Annotated in this window: 19 protein-coding genes; 18 read left to right on the top strand and 1 reads right to left on the bottom strand. The window is 49.0% G+C overall.

Going from position 1 to position 22,411, the window contains the following annotated elements:
- Positions 1-20: 20 nt before the first annotated feature.
- Positions 21-269: a hydrogenase maturation factor HybG gene (hybG, locus tag OGY72_RS14295; protein ID WP_003024459.1), complete on the top strand. Its 249-nt coding sequence runs from the start codon at positions 21-23 to the stop codon at positions 267-269.
- Positions 270-364: 95 nt separating this feature from the next.
- Here the strand turns inward: hybG and yghU are convergent, their stop codons facing one another.
- Entirely contained in the window at positions 365-1,231 is an 867-nt protein-coding gene (yghU, locus tag OGY72_RS14290) for a glutathione-dependent disulfide-bond oxidoreductase (protein ID WP_048225529.1), read from the bottom strand.
- A 218-nt stretch (positions 1,232-1,449) separates the two neighbouring features.
- Between yghU and OGY72_RS14285 the strand changes: the two genes are divergently transcribed.
- The 17 genes from OGY72_RS14285 (at position 1,450) to OGY72_RS14205 (ending at position 22,323) form a co-directional block, all read left to right on the top strand.
- Positions 1,450-3,738, top strand: coding sequence for an FdhF/YdeP family oxidoreductase (locus OGY72_RS14285; protein ID WP_286548042.1), 2,289 nt, complete (start codon positions 1,450-1,452; stop codon positions 3,736-3,738).
- A 153-nt stretch (positions 3,739-3,891) separates the two neighbouring features.
- Positions 3,892-5,754 carry a bifunctional glutathionylspermidine amidase/synthase gene (gene gss / locus OGY72_RS14280; RefSeq protein ID WP_286548040.1) on the top strand — a complete coding sequence of 621 codons (1,863 nt, stop codon included), beginning with the start codon at positions 3,892-3,894 and terminating at the stop codon, positions 5,752-5,754.
- A gap of 468 nt (positions 5,755-6,222) precedes the next feature.
- On the top strand, positions 6,223-6,720 hold the full coding sequence (tssB, locus tag OGY72_RS14275) for a type VI secretion system contractile sheath small subunit (RefSeq protein ID WP_048225523.1): 498 nt from the start codon (positions 6,223-6,225) through the stop codon (positions 6,718-6,720).
- A gap of 65 nt (positions 6,721-6,785) precedes the next feature.
- On the top strand, positions 6,786-8,315 hold the full coding sequence (tssC, locus tag OGY72_RS14270) for a type VI secretion system contractile sheath large subunit (protein ID WP_191219681.1): 1,530 nt from the start codon (positions 6,786-6,788) through the stop codon (positions 8,313-8,315).
- A 23-nt stretch (positions 8,316-8,338) separates the two neighbouring features.
- Positions 8,339-9,676, top strand: a complete 1,338-nt coding sequence (tssK, locus tag OGY72_RS14265) for a type VI secretion system baseplate subunit TssK (RefSeq protein ID WP_149335707.1) — start codon at positions 8,339-8,341, stop codon at positions 9,674-9,676.
- Positions 9,677-9,681: 5 nt separating this feature from the next.
- The gene (gene tssL / locus OGY72_RS14260) at positions 9,682-10,323 is read left to right on the top strand and encodes a type VI secretion system protein TssL, short form (protein ID WP_191219682.1); all 642 of its coding nucleotides are present in this window, start codon (positions 9,682-9,684) and stop codon (positions 10,321-10,323) included.
- A 3-nt stretch (positions 10,324-10,326) separates the two neighbouring features.
- Positions 10,327-11,991 carry an OmpA family protein gene (locus OGY72_RS14255; RefSeq protein WP_191219683.1) on the top strand — a complete coding sequence of 555 codons (1,665 nt, stop codon included), beginning with the start codon at positions 10,327-10,329 and terminating at the stop codon, positions 11,989-11,991.
- 16 nt (positions 11,992-12,007) lie between these two features.
- Positions 12,008-12,499 (top strand): type VI secretion system tube protein TssD, encoded by a 492-nt coding sequence (tssD, locus tag OGY72_RS14250; protein WP_003024437.1) that lies wholly within the window; start codon positions 12,008-12,010, stop codon positions 12,497-12,499.
- A 161-nt stretch (positions 12,500-12,660) separates the two neighbouring features.
- Positions 12,661-15,279: a type VI secretion system ATPase TssH gene (gene tssH, locus OGY72_RS14245; RefSeq protein WP_286548032.1), complete on the top strand. Its 2,619-nt coding sequence runs from the start codon at positions 12,661-12,663 to the stop codon at positions 15,277-15,279.
- Positions 15,280-15,355: 76 nt separating this feature from the next.
- Positions 15,356-16,003: an Ssp6 family T6SS pore-forming effector gene (locus tag OGY72_RS14240; RefSeq protein WP_286548030.1), complete on the top strand. Its 648-nt coding sequence runs from the start codon at positions 15,356-15,358 to the stop codon at positions 16,001-16,003.
- 297 nt (positions 16,004-16,300) lie between these two features.
- The gene (locus OGY72_RS14235) at positions 16,301-16,468 is read left to right on the top strand and encodes a hypothetical protein (protein WP_267445192.1); all 168 of its coding nucleotides are present in this window, start codon (positions 16,301-16,303) and stop codon (positions 16,466-16,468) included.
- Between the two features lie 26 nt (positions 16,469-16,494).
- Entirely contained in the window at positions 16,495-17,187 is a 693-nt protein-coding gene (locus tag OGY72_RS14230; protein WP_286548223.1) for a hypothetical protein, read from the top strand.
- Positions 17,188-17,193: 6 nt separating this feature from the next.
- On the top strand, positions 17,194-17,595 hold the full coding sequence (locus OGY72_RS14225; protein ID WP_200921178.1) for a hypothetical protein: 402 nt from the start codon (positions 17,194-17,196) through the stop codon (positions 17,593-17,595).
- Positions 17,596-17,649: 54 nt separating this feature from the next.
- Positions 17,650-20,160 (top strand): type VI secretion system Vgr family protein, encoded by a 2,511-nt coding sequence (locus tag OGY72_RS14220; protein WP_286548025.1) that lies wholly within the window; start codon positions 17,650-17,652, stop codon positions 20,158-20,160.
- 23 nt (positions 20,161-20,183) lie between these two features.
- Positions 20,184-21,545 carry an S-type pyocin domain-containing protein gene (locus OGY72_RS14215; protein WP_286548023.1) on the top strand — a complete coding sequence of 454 codons (1,362 nt, stop codon included), beginning with the start codon at positions 20,184-20,186 and terminating at the stop codon, positions 21,543-21,545.
- Complete coding sequence (locus tag OGY72_RS14210; protein ID WP_286548022.1) at positions 21,546-22,052, top strand: DUF6392 family protein; 507 nt, start codon at positions 21,546-21,548, stop codon at positions 22,050-22,052.
- 94 nt (positions 22,053-22,146) lie between these two features.
- Positions 22,147-22,323 (top strand): hypothetical protein, encoded by a 177-nt coding sequence (locus tag OGY72_RS14205; protein ID WP_286548020.1) that lies wholly within the window; start codon positions 22,147-22,149, stop codon positions 22,321-22,323.
- The last annotated feature ends 88 nt before the right edge of the window (positions 22,324-22,411 follow it).

Raw genomic sequence — 22,411 nt, 5'->3', positions numbered from 1 at the left:
GCTATGGGGCGGAGTCAGATATGTGTATTGGAGTCCCTGGTCAGGTTCTGGCCGTTGGTGAAGATATTCACCAGCTTGCGCAGGTTGAAGTGTGCGGCATCAAACGTGATGTCAATATTGCCCTGATTTGTGAAGGTGATACCGCTGAGCTGGTCGGGCAATGGGTGCTGGTGCACGTAGGGTTCGCCATGAGCATCATTGATGAAGATGAAGCTAAAGCCACGTTAGACGCACTTCGCCGCATGGAGTACGACGTCACCAGCGCGTGATTTTATGCCGGATGGCGGCGCAAACGCCTTATCCGGCCTACGGCATGGCATCTTTGTAGGCCTGATAAGACGCCCCGGCGTCGCCATCAGGCATTTTAGCCCTGGCGCTTATCTTCGGTATTGGTGTCGAAATCGCTGGCGTCATGACGTTCATGAAGCTGCTCGTTCAGCGGCCCGTTAGTGCGGTTTACAATACGACCGCGCTTAACAGCCGGACGCGCGGCAACCTCTTTTGCCCAGCGCTGCACGTGCTTGTAACTTCCTGCATCGAGGAACTCTGCCGCGTCGTACACGTTACCCAGCACCACATTGCCAAACCATGGCCAGACCGCCATATCGGCAATGGTGTATTCATCTCCTGCCACAAACTGATGCTGTGCTAACTGCTTATCCAGTACGTCGAGTAAGCGTTTGGCTTCCATGGTGAAGCGGTTGATCGCGTACTCAATTTTTACCGGCGCATAGTTATAGAAGTGACCAAAACCACCGCCGAGGAACGGCGCCGCACCCTGTAACCAGAACAACCAGTTCAGCGTTTCAGTACGTTTTGCCAAATCCTGCGGCAGGAAATAACCGTATTTTTCCGCCAGATAGAGCAGAATTGCGCCAGATTCGAATACGCGAACCGGTGGGTTTTGCGAATGGTCACGCAGCGCCGGGATCTTCGAGTTCGGATTCACCTCAACAAAACCGCTGGAAAACTGATCGCCATCGCCGATGCGGATAATCCAGGCATCGTATTCCGCGCCCTTCACGCCCTGTGCCAGTAACTCCTCCAGCATAATTGTCACTTTCTGCCCATTTGGCGTACCCAGCGAATAGAGCTGTAGCGGATGCTTGCCAACCGGCAGCGTCTTCTCGTGGGTGGCGCCGGAAATCGGGCGGTTGATATTGGCGAATGCGCCGCCGTTCGACTTTTCCCACGTCCAGACTTTCGCGGGCTGATAGGTATTGTCTGACATATTGACCTGCCTTCTGAGTGGTTGTGTTGATGCAGTGTAGCAGTTAGGTAGAACTCAATTTAACAGATTGGGACTTTATGTCGCTTTGTGCTGAAAGGGGAAGATAAATCTAACCCGTTCATTGTACCTGGCCCGTACTCCATGAAGAGGAAATCAATGTTGGACGGAAATTGCTACCGTATTCACCATCAAAAATTGGCGGTGAATAAGCAGTAATAATGAAAAATGGTGTTCCAGGAGTAAGCGGTTATCAGGGCCCTGCGGGTGGGTGGGGTGCGGTAAAAGCCGTCACTGCTTCGGTGTTTTCGCAAAAGGCTGTCGCGCGCGACATTATCGCGATGTTCAAAATGAACCAGGTGAAAGGGTTCGATTGTCCGGGGTGTGCGTGGCCGGACCCCGGGCATCGTGCGCCAATGGAGCTGTGCGAAAATGGCGTTAAGGCGGTTTCCTGGGAGACAACCAGTAAGAAAGCGTCACCGGAATTTTTCAGCCGTCACCCGGTTTCCACACTCTGGCACTACAGCGATTATGAACTGGAAAACATTGGTCGTTTGACGCATCCAATGAAATACGATGCAGTGTCAGACACCTGGCAGGCGGTGGATTGGGATATCGCCTTTCGGGAGATCGGCGAGCGTCTGCACAGCTATGACTCAGCACAACAGGTTGAGTTTTACACCTCCGGCAGAACGTCAAATGAGGCGGCGTTCCTGTATCAGCTGTTTGCCCGCGAATATGGTAGTAGCAACTTTCCTGATTGCTCAAACATGTGCCACGGACCGACCAGCGCAGGGCTAACGCCGGCCATTGGTCTTGGGAAAGGGACCGTTGAACTTGATGATTTCGACCACTGCGATCTGGTGATTTGTATCGGGCATAACCCTGGTACTAACCATCCACGCATGCTGACCACCTTGCGCGACGTTGCCAAACGCGGAGCCAAAATTATCTCCATTAACCCGCTGAACGAAAGGGGGCTTGAGCGCTTTAGCTTCCCGCAAAGCGCGAAAGAGATGTTCACCGGTCAGGCGACGGAGCTGAGCAACGACTACTACCAGGTAAAAATGGGCGGTGACGCCTCGTTGCTCAAAGGCATAATGAAGGCGCTGATCGAAATGGACGAAGCGCGGATCCTACTGGATCAGCAGCCGACGCTCGATCATGCGTTTATCGACCAACATACCGCGGGATATGCAGCGCTGTATGACGACTTACGTCAGCATAGCTGGGCGGAGCTGGAACAGGATTCGGGCCTGACGCGTAGTCAGATGGAAGACCTGGCGCACAGCTACAGTAAATCCAGCGCCACGATTGTTTGTTATGGTCTGGGTATCACCCAGCATAAAAACGGCACTGAGAACGTCCAGCAACTGGTAAATCTGTTGCTGCTGAAAGGCAATATGGGTAAGCCGGGGGCGGGGATCTGCCCGTTGCGTGGTCATTCTAACGTGCAGGGCGATCGTTCTGTGGGGATCAACGAAGCGGCGTCTGAAGACTTCCTGCAACGCCTTGAGAAGCATTTTTCTATCCGAGTTCCTCGCAAACATGGCCGCTCCAGCGTGGAGAGTATTCGGGCCATCGAGCGGGGAGATGCAAAAGCGCTCATCTGCATGGGCGGCAATCTGGCGGTAGCGATGCCCCAGCCGCAGCGTACCTTTGCGGCGATGAAAAATCTGGATCTGCAGGTCCATGTGGCGACCAAACTGAACAGATCTCATCTGCTGCTGGCAAAGCATAACTACCTGCTACCTGCATTAGGCCGAACGGAGCGCGACATGCAGGCGACGGGGATCCAGTCGGTGACCGTCGAAGATTCTATGTCGATGGTTCACGCTTCCTGCGGCGCGCTGAAGCCGGCTTCACGCTGGCTAAAATCGGAGCCCGCGATTGTGGCGGGCATGGCGCGTGCCACGCTACCGCGTTCACCGATCAACTGGGAAGCATTTACCGGGGACTACGCGTTGATCCGTGACGCCATTGAAGCCGTGATCCCGGCGTTCCACGATTACAACGCACGTATTGCCGAGCCGGGCGGATTTCGTATGGATACGCCTGCTTCGCGCCGTGAATGGCAAACGGCGAATGGCAAAGCCAACTTTATCGTCAGTAATCAGCGGGCGGTGGAGCGGGAACATCAGCCTGCCGATGCGCTGGTGCTGGCGACGTTGCGTAGCCACGATCAGTACAACACCACGATTTATGGTATGAACGATCGCTATCGTGGCATTACCGGTCGTCGGGATGTGGTGTTTTTAAGCGCCGAAGAAGCAACGAGCCGCGGTCTGAGCCAGGGTGATGTGGTCAACGTTCAGGCGCTGGACGACAACGGTCAGCCCTGCGCGGATCGCATCATGTACGGCTTAACGGTGGTGATTTACAACATGGCGGCTGGCTCAATTGGCGCTTATCTGCCTGAAGCGAATGTCCTGCTTTCTCTGGATGCAGTAGATACACAAAGTTTGACTCCGGCGTATAAAAGCGTACCGGTCACCCTGACCAAAGCGTAGTTCCTGCTGTGAATTTTTCGCCTCTGAGCGCCAGCCGCTGCGTTGAGGTGTATGATGATGTCGACCTCTGTCCGGTTAGTGTCGCAGAGCAGGCAACCAGAGCGAAAAATTCACGCCAACCTGCTCAGGCTGTATTGTTTTGAGGTAAGGTGCATGAGCAAAGGAACGACCAGTCAGGATGCCCCATTCGGGACATTATTGGGCTACGCCCCAGGTGGCGTAGCAATCTACTCTTCAGATTACAGCTCCCTAGACCCACGGGACTACGACGATGATGCGGCATTTCGCAGCTATATCGACGATGAATACATGGGCCACAAATGGCAGTGCGTAGAGTTCGCACGCCGCTTTCTCTTCCTTAACTATGGCGTGGTCTTCACCGATGTTGGCATGGCCTGGGAGATCTTCTCCTTACGCTTCCTGCGCGAAGTCGTTAATGACAACATCCTATCGTTACAGGCATTTCCGAATGGTTCGCCCCGCGCGCCGGTAGCAGGCGCTCTGCTTATCTGGCAAAAAGGCGGCGAATTTAAAGATACCGGGCATGTGGCGGTCGTCACCCAGTTGCTGGAAAACAAAATCCGTATTGCCGAACAGAACGTGCTCCATACCCCGCTGCCTCCCGGACAGCAGTGGACGCGCGAACTGGAGATGGTGGTTGAAAACGGTTGTTACACCCTGCGTGACACCTTTGACGACACCACCATTCTAGGTTGGATGATCCAGACCGATGATACTCGTGACAGCCTGCCGCAGCCGGAGATAGCCAATGACTCGCTGAAAATTGCCGGCGCACGACTGGAAGATAACGGGCAATTTGACGGTAAATGGCTGGATGAACAGGATCCGCTGCAAAAAGCCTACGTGCTGGCGAACGGCCATGTGATTAATCAGGACCCCCATCAGTATTTCACCATTACCGAGAGTGCCGAGCAGGAGCTGATTAAAGCCACCAACGAGCTGCACCTGATGTATCTGCACGCGACTGATAAAGTGCTGAAAGACGACAACCTGCTGGCGCTGTTTGATATCCCGAAAATCCTCTGGCCGCGCCTGCGCCTTTCCTGGCAGCGTCGTCGGCATCATATGATTACGGGTCGTATGGATTTCTGTATGGATGAACGCGGACTGAAGGTGTATGAGTACAACGCCGATTCAGCCTCGTGCCATACCGAAGCCGGTTTGATTCTCGAAAGATGGGCCGAGCGTGGCTACACTGGGCAGGGACACAACCCGGCTGAAGGGTTGATCAACGAACTGGCGGGGGCCTGGAAGCACAGCCGCGCACGTCCGTTTGTCCACATCATGCAGGATAAGGATATCGAAGAAAACTATCACGCGCAGTTTATGCAGCAGGCGCTGCGTCAGGCCGGGTTTGACAGCAAAATTCTGCGAGGTCTGGATGAACTGCGCTGGGATGACGCCGGTCAATTGATTGACGGGGACGGCCGTCTGGTGAACTGCGTCTGGAAGACCTGGGCGTGGGAAACCGCGATTGAGCAGGTGCGTGAGGTTAGCGAAACGGAGTACGCCGCGGTGCCAATTCGTACCGGGCATACGAATCAGGAAGTGCGTTTAATCGACGTGCTGCTGCGCCCGGAAGTGTTGGTCTTCGAACCTCTGTGGACGGTTATCCCTGGCAACAAAGCGATTCTGCCGATCCTCTGGCAACTGTTCCCGCACCACCGTTATCTGCTAGATACGGATTTCACTGTTAATGAAGAGCTGGCGCAAACCGGTTATGCGGTGAAACCTATTGCAGGACGTTGTGGCAGCAACATCGATCTGGTGAGTCATCAGGAAGAGCTACTGGATAAAACCAGCGGTAAGTTTGCCGAGCAGAAGAACATTTATCAGCAGCTTTGGTGTCTGCCAAAAGTTGCCGGTAAATATATCCAGGTTTGTACCTTTACCGTAGGTGGTAACTACGGCGGTACCTGCCTGCGTGGTGACGAGTCGCTGGTGATTAAAAAAGAGAGCGATATTGAACCACTGATTGTGGTGAAGGAAGACTAATCTTTCTGCTCGCTCACGACTGAGATATGAAAAACCGGAGTATCTCTCCGGTTTTTTTATTTATGATTAGATTGATAGTACTTATATTTAAATGAGTGTCTATATTTATATAAACGACAGAAAATATTCTCATGGTAAATGATTATTTAATGATTGATGCATTCGTTAAATGAATGCATCAATCATTAAATAAATATTTTTGTTTGTATTAGATAAATATCTTCTTGATTGTTATTTTAAATATAAAAACATAATGTGTTATTCGATTAATTAATGACATTGATCATGTTTTTACCTATGGAATATATCGGATTGCATTAGCGTGATAATTATAATAGTTAATTGTCATCAACAGCCATTGTTAACTGCCTGCAGAAATGACGTTGTAAGAAACATGTTGAGCGATTGGAACGTGCTCCATTAGGAAACGCAAAATACCGGCAGGAGTCGCCGGTCTGAGAGGGACGTATGGGTGACAGTTTTCAGAATGAAGTGCCGACGGCACGCGTTAATATTAAGTTAGATTTGCACACCGGAGGCGTTCAAAAGAAAGTTGAATTGCCTTTAAAACTACTGACTGTCGGTGATTTCAGTAATGGCAGAGAGCAGCGACCATTATCTGAGCGTGAAAAGATAGATATTAATAAAAATAATTTTAACGATGTGTTGGCCAAGTTTTCACCAGTGGTTAATTTAAGTGTTAAAAATACGTTAGCTGATGATGACAGAAAGGACGATATTAACCTTACCTTTAAGAATATCCGCGATTTTGAACCTGAACAGGTCGCACGAAATATCCCACAATTACGTGTTCTGTTGGCTATGCGTAACTTACTACGTGACCTGAAATCTAACTTACTCGATAACGCTGCTTTTCGTCGCGAGCTGGAAACAATCCTTAAGGATCCAGCCCTGAGTCAGGAATTGCGTAATGAGCTGGCAACTATGATGCCAGAAGAGATTTAACGCTCTACAGGGTTTCCTCCGCTAAATCGGCAGGAATAGTAAAGGAACATAAAAGGAATATGTTGATGTCTGTTCAGGAACATACCTCTTCAGCCGCGACCACCACGACCAGTGAACGCAGTGTTTATCAGTCCCTCTTTGAAAAAATTAATCTTTCCCCCGTCGCGTCATTAAAAAATGTAGATGCGTGGCAGAGTGATGAAGCGCTTTCTGATGCTGCTCCGGCTGAGCGTGTGACCGCTGCTATTCAGGTTCTGGTCTCATGTCTGGCTGATGCCGCACAACCCTTAGAACGCCTGGATAAAACGCTACTCGATGAGCAGATTGCTCGTCTGGATAAGCAGATTAGCGATCAGGTTAATGAAGTTATGCATCATGCTGAATTTCAAAAACAAGAATCGCTCTGGCGTGGTTTGCATTCAATGATCTCTGGCATTGATTTTCGCCGAAATGTCCGTGTCGAAATGATGGATGTCAGTAAGGATGCGCTGCGTGATGATTTTGATGACGCGCCGGAACTTATCCAGAGCGGATTATATCGTCATGTTTATATTGAAGAATATGACCAACCAGGTGGCGAACCTATTGCGGCAATGATTTCAGCGTACGAATTTGATAACAGCCCGCAGGATATTGCGCTACTGCGCAATATTTCTGGCGTATCGGCAGCCTGCCATATGCCATTTATTGGTTCAGTTGGGCCGAAATTCTTCCTGAAAGAAAATATGGAAGAGGTCGCAGCCATAAAAGATATCAATGATTATTTCGAACGTGCTGAATACATCAAATGGAAAGCATTTCGTGATAGTGATGATTCACGCTATATCGGATTAACCATGCCGCGTGTACTCGGGCGTTTGCCCTACGGCCCTGATACCATTCCTGTGCGCAGCTTTAACTATGTCGAGGAAGTTAAGGGCCCGGATCACGAAAAATATCTGTGGACCAGCGCATCTTTCTCTTTCGCTGTGAATATGGTGAAAAGTTTTATCAAGAATGGTTGGTGCGTCCAGATCCGTGGACCACAGGCGGGTGGCGCGGTTAAAGATTTACCTATCCATTTGTACGATCTGGGGACGGGTAATCAGGTGAAAATCCCGTCTGAAGTGATGATCCCGGAAACTCGTGAATTTGAATTCGCCAACCTCGGTTTTATTCCGCTTTCTTATTATAAGAATCGTGATTACGCCTGTTTCTTCTCTGCTAACTCGGCTCAAAAACCTGCGCAGTTTGATACCCCGGAAGCAACAGCTAATAGTCGAATTAACTCACGTTTGCCGTATATCTTCCTGCTTTCTCGTATTGCTCATTACCTGAAAATCTTGCAGCGAGAAAACATTGGTACGACCAAAGATCGCCGCCTGCTTGAGCTTGAACTAAACAACTGGTTACGCAGTCTGGTTACCGAAATGACCGATCCTGGCGATGATTTGCAGGCTTCACATCCGCTTCGTGATGGGCGTGTCGTGGTGGAGGACATTGAGGATAACCCGGGTTTCTTCCGCGTGCGCCTGTACGCCATCCCGCATTTCCAGGTTGAAGGTATGGATGTCAGCTTGTCGTTAGTTTCACAGATGCCTAAGTCGAAATCTTAACGGCGTAATGCACAGGAGGTGCGATGAAGATCTATCGTCCGTTATGGAGCGAGGGGGCTTTTCTGGCTCCCCAACAGTTTCAGCAACAGACACGTTGGGATGCTTACGTTGCTGACGTTGTTGCTCACATGTCACTTTCATCACCGTGGGGCGTCATCAGCGCGGAGTTTGATGAAAGTGCGTTAACGGTTTCCCGTTTGAATCCCGTTAATCTGGTTGTGCGCTTTCCTGACGGTACTTTAGTGGATACAGGTATTTCAGATAACCTGCCTCCAGCGTGTGATTTATCGCATCTTACTGGCTACAGCAGCGTTGATATCGTGCTGGCATTGCCGTTGCTTTCAGCTAATGGCGGCAATCTTTCATCAGGCAACGGTGTCAGCCGTCCGTGTCGCTGGCAGCAGGAATGGCTGCCAGTTCAGGATCTCTCCGGTCAGGAACGGACTGATATGGCAGTGCTGCGGCATGCTATCACCCTCCGGTATGCCCATGATGATAACAGCGCTTACCTGACTTGTCCGGTAGCTTGCCTTATTCGTAATGCTCAGGGGCAATGGGAGCTGGGACGTGATTTTTTACCCCCATCGCTTTCACTCTCAGCCAGCCCCTTATTAATCAATTCGCTCAGTGATTTGGTGCATCGTATCCAGGCTCGTTGTCGCCGCCTGATGGCCTTGCGCCGAGAAAGTAACGAACGAATGGCGGATTTTGCAGTAGCAGATGTTTCGTTGTTTTGGCTGCTGAATGCGCTTAATAGTTCGGAACCTGTTCTGAAAGAAATGCTGCAAAACCCAGGCCGTCATCCCGAACTTTTGTGGCGTGAGCTGGCGCGGTTAGCGGGCAGCCTGCTGACCTTCTCGTTAGAAAATGATGTCAGTGTTGTACCTCCATATCAGCATGCAAATCCGCAGCAGGTATTCCCGCCGCTGTTTGCTCTGCTGGTGGAACTGCTGGAAGCCAGTCTGCCGTCTCGTGTTGTCGCTATTGAACTGACGCAGGAGCGACAGTTCTGGTATGGGGCTCTGTCGGATGCCCGACTGCGTGAAGGTGCTGATTTTTACCTGTCCGTTCGCTCGGGCCTCCCCGCACATGTCCTCCTGGCGCAATTTCCACAGCTCTGTAAAGCAGGGAGCCGGGCAGATGTGTCAGATGTCGTCAATGTGGCACTCAGCGGTATTCCATTAAAACCGCTGACACATGTACCCGCAGCCATCCCATTACGACTGGAAAATCAATACTTTGCTCTTGAGATTAATCATCCAGCAGCCCAGGCCATGTTGGACGCTGGTAATTGTGCTTTCTATGTGCCGGGAACGCTGGGAGAGATTCAACTTGAGCTGTTTGCAGTATTAAGGGATTGAAATAAATGAATAAGGAAATTGATCAGGTTTTCTGGCCAACATGGCTTGCTGTAAGCCAGCTACGTGACGGGGCAGAAGTCGACGACGGAGCTGTTCTTTATCGTCGGGCCAGCCAATGGGTTGAATCTGCACGTGAGGCATTGCGTGATATGGGGTACAGCGAACACAGCGTTGAACATATGCTCTACACGCAATGTGCGTTACTGGATGAAAGCGTGTTGAACCGCAACCGGCAGGATAGCGGTTATATCACCTGGCTTGCGACGCCCTTACAGGCCCGTTATTTCAATACCACCAACGCAGGGGAAGAGCTTTGGGAACGCATCCGGTCTGTACTGCGTGAGCCCGTTCCTGATACCGCCGTAATAACCTGCTTTTATCGCGCAATCACGCTCGGTTTTGTGGGGCGCTATCGTGAGCAAGGTGACGAACGTCGTGAAGATGTTCTTGAGGCGCTAGCGGCTCAGGCGAGGCCTTTTAAGTTAAAGCACGATGCGCCTGTAATCATGCAGGCGTCCGGTTTCTCTGGCAGTAAGCGCCGCTGGTGGCAGGCATGGATTGTCGGCGCGGTGGCGTTGGGGGTTTTATGGTTAACATTTTCTCATGTCTTACAAGGGCTGGTTGCTCAGCTTATTGGGCAGGGCTAAAACATGGCTCAGTTGCGAGGGATCGTTAACTATGTGCTGACAGCTGTGCTGGCTTTGTTGCTGGTTTGGGGATTCAGTCCGTTAAGTGCGGGTGTTCGGGGCGGCCTGACCGTCTTTATTTTACTGTTTTCCATTCCAGGGATCGTTTATGGCTGGCGCCAATATGGCCAGTTGAGATCAGCGCATTCCGAGCATGAAGTTCAGCTCCCTCCGGAGAATTTCAGTGGGCCAGTTGTGCTGGTGTGTGGCGATAATGCCCCCTTGTTTGCCGGACGCAGCGGTTCTTGCGAGAGCTCGCAGGGCTGGTATTTATCTGTCCAGTCCCCGGAGCATTACATTGCTCTGGTTCGTCAGATAGCTGCTCAGCGTCCAGGGCTTCTTATGCGCGTCTCCGTAATGCTGGCATTAACTCCGGAACGGCATACTGATGAGGATGCGCTTAAGCACATACTGCTCAGTTGGCGGCGAGTGGTGACCCAGAGTCGGCGTTGGTTATCAGGTGTACCGCCGTTTTGGTTGTGCTGTTGGCTGAATTCTCCTCAATGCAATGAGGCTGTACGCTGGTTTATTCGAACCCCTCAGGATGCAGAAGTGCAGTCGGCTACGGGATTAGACGACTTTGCTCCTTTCTCTTCGCAAGAGAGCCCAGCCCGCCATTTTCATCTTACACATGCAGTGTGGTTAGATAATTTACTGGGCTGGCTGAAGAAGGTACAAGGCGATACTGAACACCATGCTCTTCCTGTTTTCTTTGCATTACGGGTTGTGTGTTTCACATCATCAGCGGTCTGCGAAAATAACCTCTGGCAACGGCATATCATTGCTCAAACAACGCTTTCCCCTGCGGCGTCAGTAGCGCCCGCACTGCTGCCTTTTCCAGATTTAGCATTGCCATTCTTATCCCGCCGTCGGGCGTTGACAGCATTTCAACGGACGGTGGGCGTAAGTGGTCTGCTATGCGGCATTTTCATCGGAATGGCGATGGCAAGCAGCTTTATCAATAACCAACATCTCATCAGGATCACAAACGATCACCTGATGCTATACCGCCAACTTAGCGGTAATCCCGCCGAGCCAAAGATCCTGGCCCAGGATCAACTTCGTCGTGATGCGCAACTCCTTGATCGCTGGTATCAGCGTGGCGAACCACTTTCTCTTTCAATGGGATTGTATCAAGGGATGAGATTGATCCCCCCTTTACAGGTTGCCATAAGTGACTGGGGGTCACCCGAAAAACCGAAAGTGACTGCCCTGCAAACTGTACGTCTCGACAGTATGTCGCTGTTTGATACGGGTAAGTGGGCGCTAAAAGCGGGTTCAACAAAAGTACTCATTGGGGCTTTGGTCAATATCAAAGCCAAACCCGGGTGGCTGATAGTCATCGCCGGACATACCGATGATGTGGGTGACGATAAATCTAATCAGCTGCTCTCTCTCAAACGCGCGGAATCTGTTCGTGACTGGATGCGAGATACCGGTGATGTCGCGGAGAGCTGTTTTGCCGTTCAGGGCTACGGCGAATTACGCCCCTACAAAAACAACGATACGCCGGAGGGGCGGGCAGCCAACCGCCGTGTAGAGATCAGTCTGGTACCGCAGGCTGATGCCTGTCGGCTGCCGGGCATGAAGGAACCGTCACCACAAGGTGGTGACGCATTAGCGAAGTAAAAATGGAGAAAGAGTTATGGCAATTCCAGTCTACCTTTGGCTGAAAGATGATGGCGGCGCGGATATTAAAGGTTCTGTTGACGTAAAAGACCGTGTAGGCAGTATCGAAGTGGTGGCTCAGGAACATAACCTGTACATCCCTACCGATAACAATACCGGTAAGTTGACCGGTACTCGCATCCATACCCCGTTCCTTTTCACTAAGGAAATCGATGCCTCCAGCCCGTATCTGTACAAGGCTGTAACCACTGGTCAGACCCTGCGCCAGGCAGAGTTCAAATGGTATCGCATCAATGACGCGGGTCAGGAAGTGGAATACTTCAACACCACTTTGCACAACGTGAAAGTGGTGAAAGTAAACCCTGTGATGTACGACATCAAAGATCCCGCTAAAGAGAAGCATAACCACCTGGAACAAATTGAACTGCGCTACGAGAAGATCGTCTGGACGTATAAGGATGGCAACATTATCCATTCTGACGCCTGGAACGAGCGTACCACCGCGTAATGCGCTAACGGATGAGGGTTTCCTCATCCGTTTTTTTATGCCTTCTGCTGAGCGTCCGGGGCGGGGGTTTAGCAGAGAGTATCAACATCACTATTACCTTATGGGCATTGGATTACGGCTACGGGCGGTAGCGTGCCTGAATACAGGGAGCCAGGAAGCAAATGGAACACCAGTCAGCAGTGCTATTACGACGTCTAAACCCCTATTGTGCTCAGGCGCTTGAAGCAGCGGCATCGTTATGTCAGACGCGCGCGCATGCAGAAATTACTCCCGAACACTGGTTACTGAAGTTGTTGGAGCAGGGTGAAGGCGATATTACTGTCATTGCTCGTCGTTATGAATGGGATATCGATAATCTTTGGCAGTCGCTGCTGGCACATCTGGATGTTCAGCCTCGTTCCGTGAAAAGCCGTCCGCAGTTGTCTGATGCGCTCCTCTCTTTAATCCAACAAGCGTGGTTGTGCGCTGCAACGGATGAAAATTCGCAGATACGTGGTGTGCATCTACTGATGGCGCTGGTGGGAAAGCCTTCGCTACTGAAGTGTGATGGCCTGTGGCCGCTTCTGAGTACCGGACATACTCAACTGGAACGACTCCTGCCGCTATTAAATTCCCAGTCGGATGAACGTCCGGAAAGGCAGCAGGAAGCCGCTCTGGTGCAGGTTTCCCCTGATGATGAACCGCGTCCGGCTGAGTCGACGTTATCGCCAGCATTACAAGGCGTGCTCGATAAATTTACGCTGGATGTAACCGCGAAAGCGCGTGTCGGCGATATCGACCCGGTATTTGGTCGCGATAATGAAATCCGGCAAATGGTGGATGTGTTGTCCCGTCGGCGAAAAAACAATCCTATTCTAGTTGGGGAGCCCGGCGTCGGCAAAACCGCTCTGGTGGAAGGTCTGGCGCTGCGTATTGCTGAAGGTAATGTGCCGGATAGCCTGAAATCAGTAACATTACGCACGCTGGATCTTGGGCTGTTACAAGCAGGTGCCGGGGTGAAAGGTGAGTTTGAGCAGCGGTTAAAAAATATCATTGATGCCGTTCAACAATCGCCAACGCCTGTTCTGCTCTTTATCGATGAAGCACACACCATCATTGGGGCCGGTAATCAGGCGGGAGGCGCTGATGCAGCCAATCTGCTAAAACCCGCTCTGGCCAGAGGTGAATTACGAACTATCGCGGCGACCACATGGAGTGAATATAAACAGTATTTTGAGCGTGATGCTGCGCTGGAGCGGCGTTTTCAGATGGTTAAAGTGGATGAGCCGGATGATGACACTGCCTGCTTAATGCTGCGTGGTCTGAAATCACGCTATGCAGAACACCATGGCGTTCACATCACCGACGAAGCGGTTAAAACTGCTGTTACGCTCTCTCGCCGCTATCTTACCGGGCGACAATTACCCGACAAAGCCGTCGATCTGCTGGACACCGCAGGTGCAAGAGTGCGGATGAGCCTTGATACCGTTCCGGAACCACTGACGAGTTTGAAGTCAGAGATCACCGCGCTTGAAATGGAAAAACAGGCACTACTTGAAGATATCTCCGTAGGAAATGGTCAGCATGGTGAAAGGCTGTCCAGCATTGAACAGCGTGAAAATCTTCTGCTTGTCGAGCTGGATGAACGAGAAACTCAGTATGGTCAGGAATTAGCGCTCACAGAGCAACTGCTTGCCAGCCGCCGTGATATTTCTCGTCAGGCGGAAACGGTTGAATTGCAGCAGCAGCTTAGTGTGCTTCAGCAGGACCATCCGTTACTGTTTCCGGATGTAGACGCGCGCACCGTGGCTACGGTGATCGCCGACTGGACCGGTATACCATTGTCTTCATTAATGAAGGACTCCCAGGCAGACTTACTGACGCTTGAAACCCAGATGGGAAACCGGGTTGTCGGCCAGGATTACGCGCTGAATGCGATCGCACAGCGGTTGCGGGCATCAAAAACAGGACTGACGCCGGAAAACGGCCCACAGGGTGTGTTCCTGCTTACCGGGCCGAGTGGAACCGGTAAAACGGAGACGGCGCTGGCCCTGGCTGACATTCTGTTTGGCGGTGAAAAATCGCTGATCACAATTAATTTGTCTGAATATCAGGAGCCGCACACCGTGAGCCAGTTAAAGGGCTCACCTCCGGGATACGTGGGTTATGGTCAGGGAGGGATCCTGACCGAAGCGGTGCGAAAACGCCCCTATAGCGTGGTACTGTTGGATGAAGTAGAAAAAGCGCATCGCGACGTCATGAACCTGTTTTACCAGGTATTTGACCGTGGTTTCATGCGTGACGGTGAAGGTCGTGAAATTGATTTTCGCAACACTGTTATTTTGATGACCTCCAATCTTGGCGGCGACGCAGTGATGCAACTGCTGGAAGAACAGCCGGAAGCCACCGAGTCTGAGCTGCACGAACTGCTGCGCCCACTTTTGCGCGACCATTTTCAGCCGGCGCTACTGGCCCGCTTCCAGACGATTATCTACCATCCGCTCAGTGAACCGGCGTTACGTACGATTGTACAAATGAAACTGGATCAGGTTAGCCAGCGATTACTGCGTCATTACGGCATCACCACAACGATATCCGAGAACCTTTTTGATGCCCTGACCGCCGCTTGCCTGCTACCGGATACGGGGGCAAGGAATATTGATAGTCTACTCAACCAACAAATTTTACCTGTGCTTAGCCAGCAGTTGTTAACGTATCTTTCCCAGCAGCAAAAACCTCAGCAACTCACTTTAAGTTGGAATGATGAAGAGGGAATTGAACTGATAATTGATAGCGAGTGAAAAATAAAACCCAGTGATAATACTAGCGCTGGGTTTTACTTTGTATCGGGATATGCTTTGCGCTAAAGGACTAAATATGGATGGTGCTAAAGATCTTGCAAAAGATATGCTCGAAGCTATTAACGTTGATGATTCTGGGTTTATAGCTGCTTTGGCTAAAGGGCTTATATCATTTCCTGTGAGTATGGGATATCTGGCCTACGATTTTATGGATACAGAACATCGCAGAACGAATGAAGATGATAAATACAGGTTTGCCAGACTTCTTAATAAAGCAAAGCTAAATAAGGAGTTGATAGGTCAGGTTATTGATATCTTTATTAGTGATTTTTCTTCGCGACTGGACGTTGCTTTAATGACGGAGAAAATTGTTGGGAGTAGTGCTGGAAGGATAATTTTCTCAGAACTAACTGGCGTTAAAATTGGAGCTGTTATTTCTAATCGGTTAGCCACAGCATTTTTTTCAGGTGTTCTTATAGGCTCGCTTCTTACGTTGGGAGCGGAAGTATCCAGAGCAATCTATACATCTCGCTATCTGGCTGCAAGGAGTCCGGGTAATTATCAGAAATTGAAAGATATGGGGGATCTGGATTTGCTTTATTTTCTGATAGAAGATCTTGTTTCACCTTTTGAAAAAGCAATTGAACTTCACAATGCAAATGAAGTGTTTTTTAATGAGGTTTGCCAATGTTTTCTGGACGGTTTGGGAAGTTTAGAGAAGTAGCTATATATTTAATGTATTATTTTTCATATCTGCTAGGTAATATCTTATGCATGTTTGGTATTGCCTTTTCTATTTGGTTTTTCTTCATTTCTGACGATGGGTTTAGATATTTATGGGGCATGGGGAATTTTTTATTGATCGTTTTAGGGTATTTTGTGATGAAATTTGGCTGGCCTCATGTGCGTAGTAATTGGGATGATTATCTGTAATTTTTTATTTAATGGAAAACTATGCCGATCAGTTTTTATTATTATTTCATAAGCGTGTAAATATAGTTTATTAAATGGAGTTAACTCTATGAATATGGAACTAACAACATCAGGGCCTACGCTTAACCGCTACAGCTTAACGATCCCTTCATGCCCGCATAAACTGGATGTGGAGCGTTTTGAGGGACTGGAGCAGTTAAGCGTACGTTACCATTATTCAGTACGTTTCATCAGTAGTATTGAGTTTGAGTTATGAAGAACGAATGACTCTGGAGTTTAATGATGAGTAAACGTAACGATATTATTGAACCTTCCGAGTGGACATCGGATCGTAAAACAGGGCTTGTTTATAGCGAAATATTGGGATGGATAGATATAGGCCATGCACAGGGAAGTGATATTAAAAACCTACTGTCAGATATAAAACGAGGTGAATCAAGTCGTGATGGTTATTATGACGTCACCTATAGCCAAAAGATGTTTGTATATCATCGCCAGTTTGGTACAGGAAAGTTTGTTAAGTGGCGTATCAAACAAGGTTTATCTGCATGTGAGAAAAATAGCGTTGCGTTAGCCATGATGATGACGACGGCACGCTTGTTTGAAAGTTTGCAATCTAATTGGTGTTTTAGTTGGTATACCGACAGTGGATTTAGCGGTGAGGATCTTACCTCCGACCTTTTAGGCTTCTACCGGGCAATCCTTCCTTCAGACTACCAGTCAAGACTGAGACTTGTCAGTAAAGAGCAGGCCCTGAGTAGATGGGATTTTTATGGGCCGATAGGCAATTATAAGAATAAAGGATTTTTACCATTACTGTTTCCAGCCCCCAAGGATAACTGTGCTGTGCATCAACCCTATAAGGGGGGCTTACCTTCGTTTATGACATGGGTGCAACCGTGGAGTGATTTCACTTCTGGTCGGGTAGAAATTATCACCGGGGATGGCGGTTATTATTCATTTTTGTCGAGGTGAATGGTAATGAGTTACTATAAAATAATACTGGTGATGATTATTTTGATTTTCTTGTCACCGCTGTTAATACCCTGGCCAGATAAATTAGAATATCGGGAAAGCGATCTTTTTGACTACTATTTCTATACTGATGTTGATATCAAACAGACTCCAAGGATATCAAATAATTATCGCTTTGAATATATTTCTCCTGATGGAAGTACACGGGAAACAAGCCTTGTTGTTTTTTACGGTGGTGATGTGGGAATTATTCGTGATTATCTAACAGGTCTTGGTTTTCATCTTTATGATTATAGTGATAATGGAAGAGAAGAACTTTGGATATCAAATGATAATCGTCGATTTACTTTTTCTATTGTCACTAACAAGAAAAAAGATTTGGTCAGTTTAATAAAAACAATGCGTTGAGGGTAAGTTTTTGCTCTGGAAATAGCTCTTTATAAAATTACAGGGGGTGAATATATGGGGATGGGTGAATCACTTGGCGGCGGGATATCATTTATATCTGAAAATACGCTGAATCGTTATCAATTGTATATCCCTTCATGCAAGTCTGTACTGGATGTTATTAGCTTTAATGGTACAGAGGAAATGAGTTCGCTGTATCGATACGTAGTACACTTTTCCAGCCAGGATAAAGATATTGCGGCCGAATCGATACTTAGAAAATCAACGACATTGACTATGGGAATGGGGAAGTTAAGTGAGTTAACTGCCCGTAAAATGGTACATGGTATTGTGACATCTTTCCATCGTATCAGTGGTTCAAAAGACCAGACAATTTATCAGATAATCATTGAACCCTTTGTCGCGTTGCTGAAAAACCAATTTCGTACACACCGTTTCTTTATTAATATGTCAGTTCCGGAAGTTGTTACTAAAATTTTACAGGAGCATGGTTTAAAAGACTGGGAATATAATTTTGATTTAGTAATGGAATATCCCAAAAGAGAGCAAATTAATCAGTATCAGGAGAGTGATCTGGTTTTTATTGAACGCCTGCTCTCTGAAGTTGGGATTTTCTTCTTCTTTAGGCTTCAGCCTGATGCTGGCACTGAGGTGATCTATTTTGCTGACAAACAAAGCGCATGGGAGTTTGGCAAAACATTACCGCTGAATAGTCCCTCCGGAATGAATGACAATGGCATCGACTCAGTCTGGGATATTCAGTTCCAACAGTCTGCGGTGCAGGCATCGGTTACTGCCGGGGATTATAACCATCGCCAGGCTCAGAAAATATTATTTTCTGCACAAGCCGATATGACTTACGGTGAAGGTGACGAGGTGACTTACGGGGATGTTTACCACTATCGCCCACGCCATCTTGAAACGGGTGATAAGGTTTCGCCGGCGCCTGAGACAGGGAATTTTTGGGCGCGTCTGGAACATGAGCGTTATCTCTCCTCACAAGCGACAATCTCTGGATTATCAACCGATGTAAGCCTCAGCCCGGCTCAGGTCCTGAATATTACGGAATCCACACCTGTCCCAACGCTTCCTGTCAGTGTGCGTAACAGCTTGCTGGTTACGGCGGTTTCATTCAGCGCAAGCCGCAAGGAAGCGCTACAAGTGGTGTTGATGGCGACCATTTACAGTGAAACGCGCTGTTGGAGACCTCCACTCAAACCGCGACCAGTAATTAGCGGTACGCTAATGGCACGTGTTTCAAGCCCGAAAAAGAATGATGAATATGCTCATTTAAATCAGAGCGGGCTTTATTGGGTTAAGTTTGATGCGGACCGCGATGCTAAACAACAGGGCTACGAAAGTATGCCAGTACGCCTTGCCAAACCCTACGGCGGCGACACTTACGGTATTCACTTCCCGCTGATACAGGGCACAGAAGTGGCGGTGGCGTTCCATGAAGGTGACCCGGACCGACCCTATATCGCGCATGCGCTGCATGACTCCCGGCATCCTGACCACGTGACACAGGCAAACCATACCCGTAACGTCATCCGCACGCCCGCGAACAACAAGCTGCGCATGGAAGACAAACGGGGTGAGGAACACGTCAAGCTCAGTACCGAGTATGGCGGGAAGACGCAGCTTAATCTGGGGCATAACGTGGATGCGGGGCGTGCGCTGCGGGGAGAGGGGGCCGAGCTGCGCACAGACGACTGGGTGGCGGTACGCGGCGGTAAAGGGGTTTTTATCACTTCGGACAGGCAGAGTGAAGCTTCGGACAGGATGCTGGAGATGAAAAATGCTGCCGCGCAAATGGTTCAGGCGCTGTCTGTGAGTGATGCCCTGGCGAATGCTGCCGATATCGCACAGGCCTGGCCGGCAGATTCAGAAACAGCAAAGGCACTGAATACAGCGTTAAATAATCTTACTCAGCCAGGGATTGTGCTCAATGCACCGGAGCACATCAGCATCAGTAGTCCGAAGTCGGTGCGTCTGTCGTCCGGGAGTGAAAGCGTGGGGCTGGTCGCGGGTGGTAATACTGATATCAGCGTGATGAAGAAATTTACTGCCGTGGCCGGGGAAGCCATCAGTCTGCTGGCCCTGAAGCTGGGTATACGTTTATTTGCTGCAAAGGGGAAGGTTGAAATCCAGGCCCAGGATGACGGGATAGATACCGTGGCGAAAAAGGACATTACCGTCACCAGCGTGGAGGGCAAAGTGGTTGTGACGGCAGCCGACGAGCTGGTGCTGAACTGTGGCGGAGCCTATATCAAACTCAGCGGCGGAAATGTGGAGATAGGCTGTCCGAAAAATATTCTGCTCAAATCTATCAGCGTGCAGAAAATGAGTATGACGGATTTTCGTATACCACCGATCGAGTTGCCTAAAGGGTTCGAAGAGCGTTTTACGGTGAGAGATAAAAAGAGTGGTGAGATTGTTCCGTTTGCCCGTTACCGGATAACCACTGAAAAAGGTCAGATATTTGAAGGGCGAACGGATACAGAAGGGAAAACGGCCAGTGTTTATACCGCATTGCCTGAATCACTGAAAGTAGAACTACTGTAAACCATGGAAGGGAGAAAGCCGTGATGGCACAGATACTGGGGACCGGAGAAGGGAAAACATCATCAGCGGCAAAAGAGCCGGTTGTTGAGCGCATGCCCGCACAGGTGTTTTTTGAATCAATGGCGTTAGCTAACTCTGCGGCTGGCACATACATTGAGCTTTCGCAAGCAGCACCAGCAACAGGAACAATGGGGGAAGTCTCAGGCACTCTGGGCAGGGCTGTTGGTCAAGCAGTCACCAGAGTTGGTGTAGAAACAGTTGCTACGGTTGGTCGGCGTTTTGCGCTGGGGGCACTCTTCTATTCGAAAGGGTTAAATGCAGGTGAGACGGAAATGCTACAGAGCATACGTGGCGACCAGCTCTACCATAACCTGATCCATGGACAAATACTGATTGGCGCATACACCCGTGAGAACTTAACCGTCACTCGGGAAGAGTATCTTTCTGAATATACTCTGAGGAGTATTGCTGAACAAAACGGGAAAGCCCGTACACGTGTACTTTTTCGTATTGAAGAAGACCCCGCGACAGGGAAAATGATTTCCCGCAGTTACGAGGTGGGGGAAAAAAGCGGGCTGGATCGGGTTCGGGTCCGGTTTGCAGAACAAATCAATGACGATTTGTGGCAATTTGAAGATGCCTTATCTGGTGTGACGCTGCTCTGGTCGAGGTCTGCCGGACAGGGGCGATTTGAGTGGGGAGCCAGCCCGACCACTGTCCATGATGGTAAAACAGGCGGTTATTCCACGCCACCTACACCAGTTCCGGACTCTCGGGGTATTTGGGGATTGCCTAACCCGGCCCCTGAACCGTTACCCCCCGTACCGGGCACGCCGATCCCGGAGGAGCAGAAGCCAAATATTGAAACATTTCCTATCGAAGACCGGGATTTCAATGACTTTATCATTGTTGACCCGAAGGGGGTTGTCCCTGCAATCTATGTCTATTTTCAGAAAGCTTCAGTTGGAGATTTAGAGGTTGACTATTACGGAAATTTTGAAGGCCGTTCAAGGCAGGGTTTAGAAGTAGATCATATTCCTTCAAAGGAAGCAGTTAGGATATATTTGAAAGGAAGATATCCGCACTTGGATAATGATACTATAGAGCAAATGACTGACAGGGTGGCTGCTGTCGCTATTCCGGCGGAAGTACACCGGCAATGTAGTGAAACCTATGGTGGAAGAAACAATAGTAAATTTAAAACAGAAGACGGGGAATTGATTCCTCAAAAGGTTCTGGATGCTAGTAATCTGAGAGCCGCAGTTGATTTTAACTGGGATGTTAATGCTGAGTGTCTTAAAGATTATTATAATGTTAGCAATGAAAAACTTGAGCAAATTAGAGCCAGGCTACATGAATTAAATCAGGACGCGGGGTTATATTAAATGAGCTTGAATGTTGAAAAATTGATAGAAAATATTGGGGAATCATATCAGGATATTTATGATCAAGGTTTAATTCCCTACAAAACAAAACCAACGGGTACTGTTAGTGATGATATTGCCAGGTTGAATATGAGGCGAGAAGGAATATTTTTATCTTTTATCAATAACCAGGAAAAAAATCTTGAAGAAGTGACTTTGCGGTTAGAAGATGAAAATAAAACGGATTGGTTATTTCCTAATCCGCTGCCATTTGGTCTTGAACCTGTAATGTCCCAGAAATGGGTAAGGGACAAACTTGGTCATCCAATGATTTACACTGATGCGCAGATAATCATGACTATTTATGTTGGTGTGAAGGAATTTTATACTTTGCCGGCCCCTCATCAATATATCGTTGCTGCATTTACCTATGACAAAGATTTTTTTGTACAAAAAGTCACATTCTACTCAATTGAGCGAGTCAAAGAAATACAAGCCGCGTTAGAGAAAAAACGGCTGGGTGGATAATGAGTGTGAGTGCTGAGGTGTTTTTATTAACCCCAGTCGTTAATGAATTTAAGCATGTTAGATGGGATTCTATTTATTAAACGGAGTTAACGCTATGAATATGGAACTAACAACATCAGGGCCTACGCTTAACCGCTACAGCTTAACGATCCCTTCATGCCCGCATGCTCTGGATGTGTTGCGTTTTGAGGGACTGGAGCAGTTAAGCGTCCAAAAAGGTCAGATATTTGAAGGGCGAACGGATACAGAAGGGAAAACGGTCAGTGTTTAGAAGAAGATCCCGCGACAGGGAAAATGATTTCCCGCAGTTACGAGGTGGGGGAAAAAAGCGGGCTGGATCGGGTTCGGGTCCGGTTTGC

Origin of the sequence: Citrobacter sp. Cpo221, assembly GCF_030332345.1 — a bacterium.
Taxonomy (GTDB): Bacteria; Pseudomonadota; Gammaproteobacteria; order Enterobacterales; family Enterobacteriaceae; genus Citrobacter; species Citrobacter portucalensis.
This window is presented reverse-complemented; position numbering and strand designations above follow the sequence as displayed.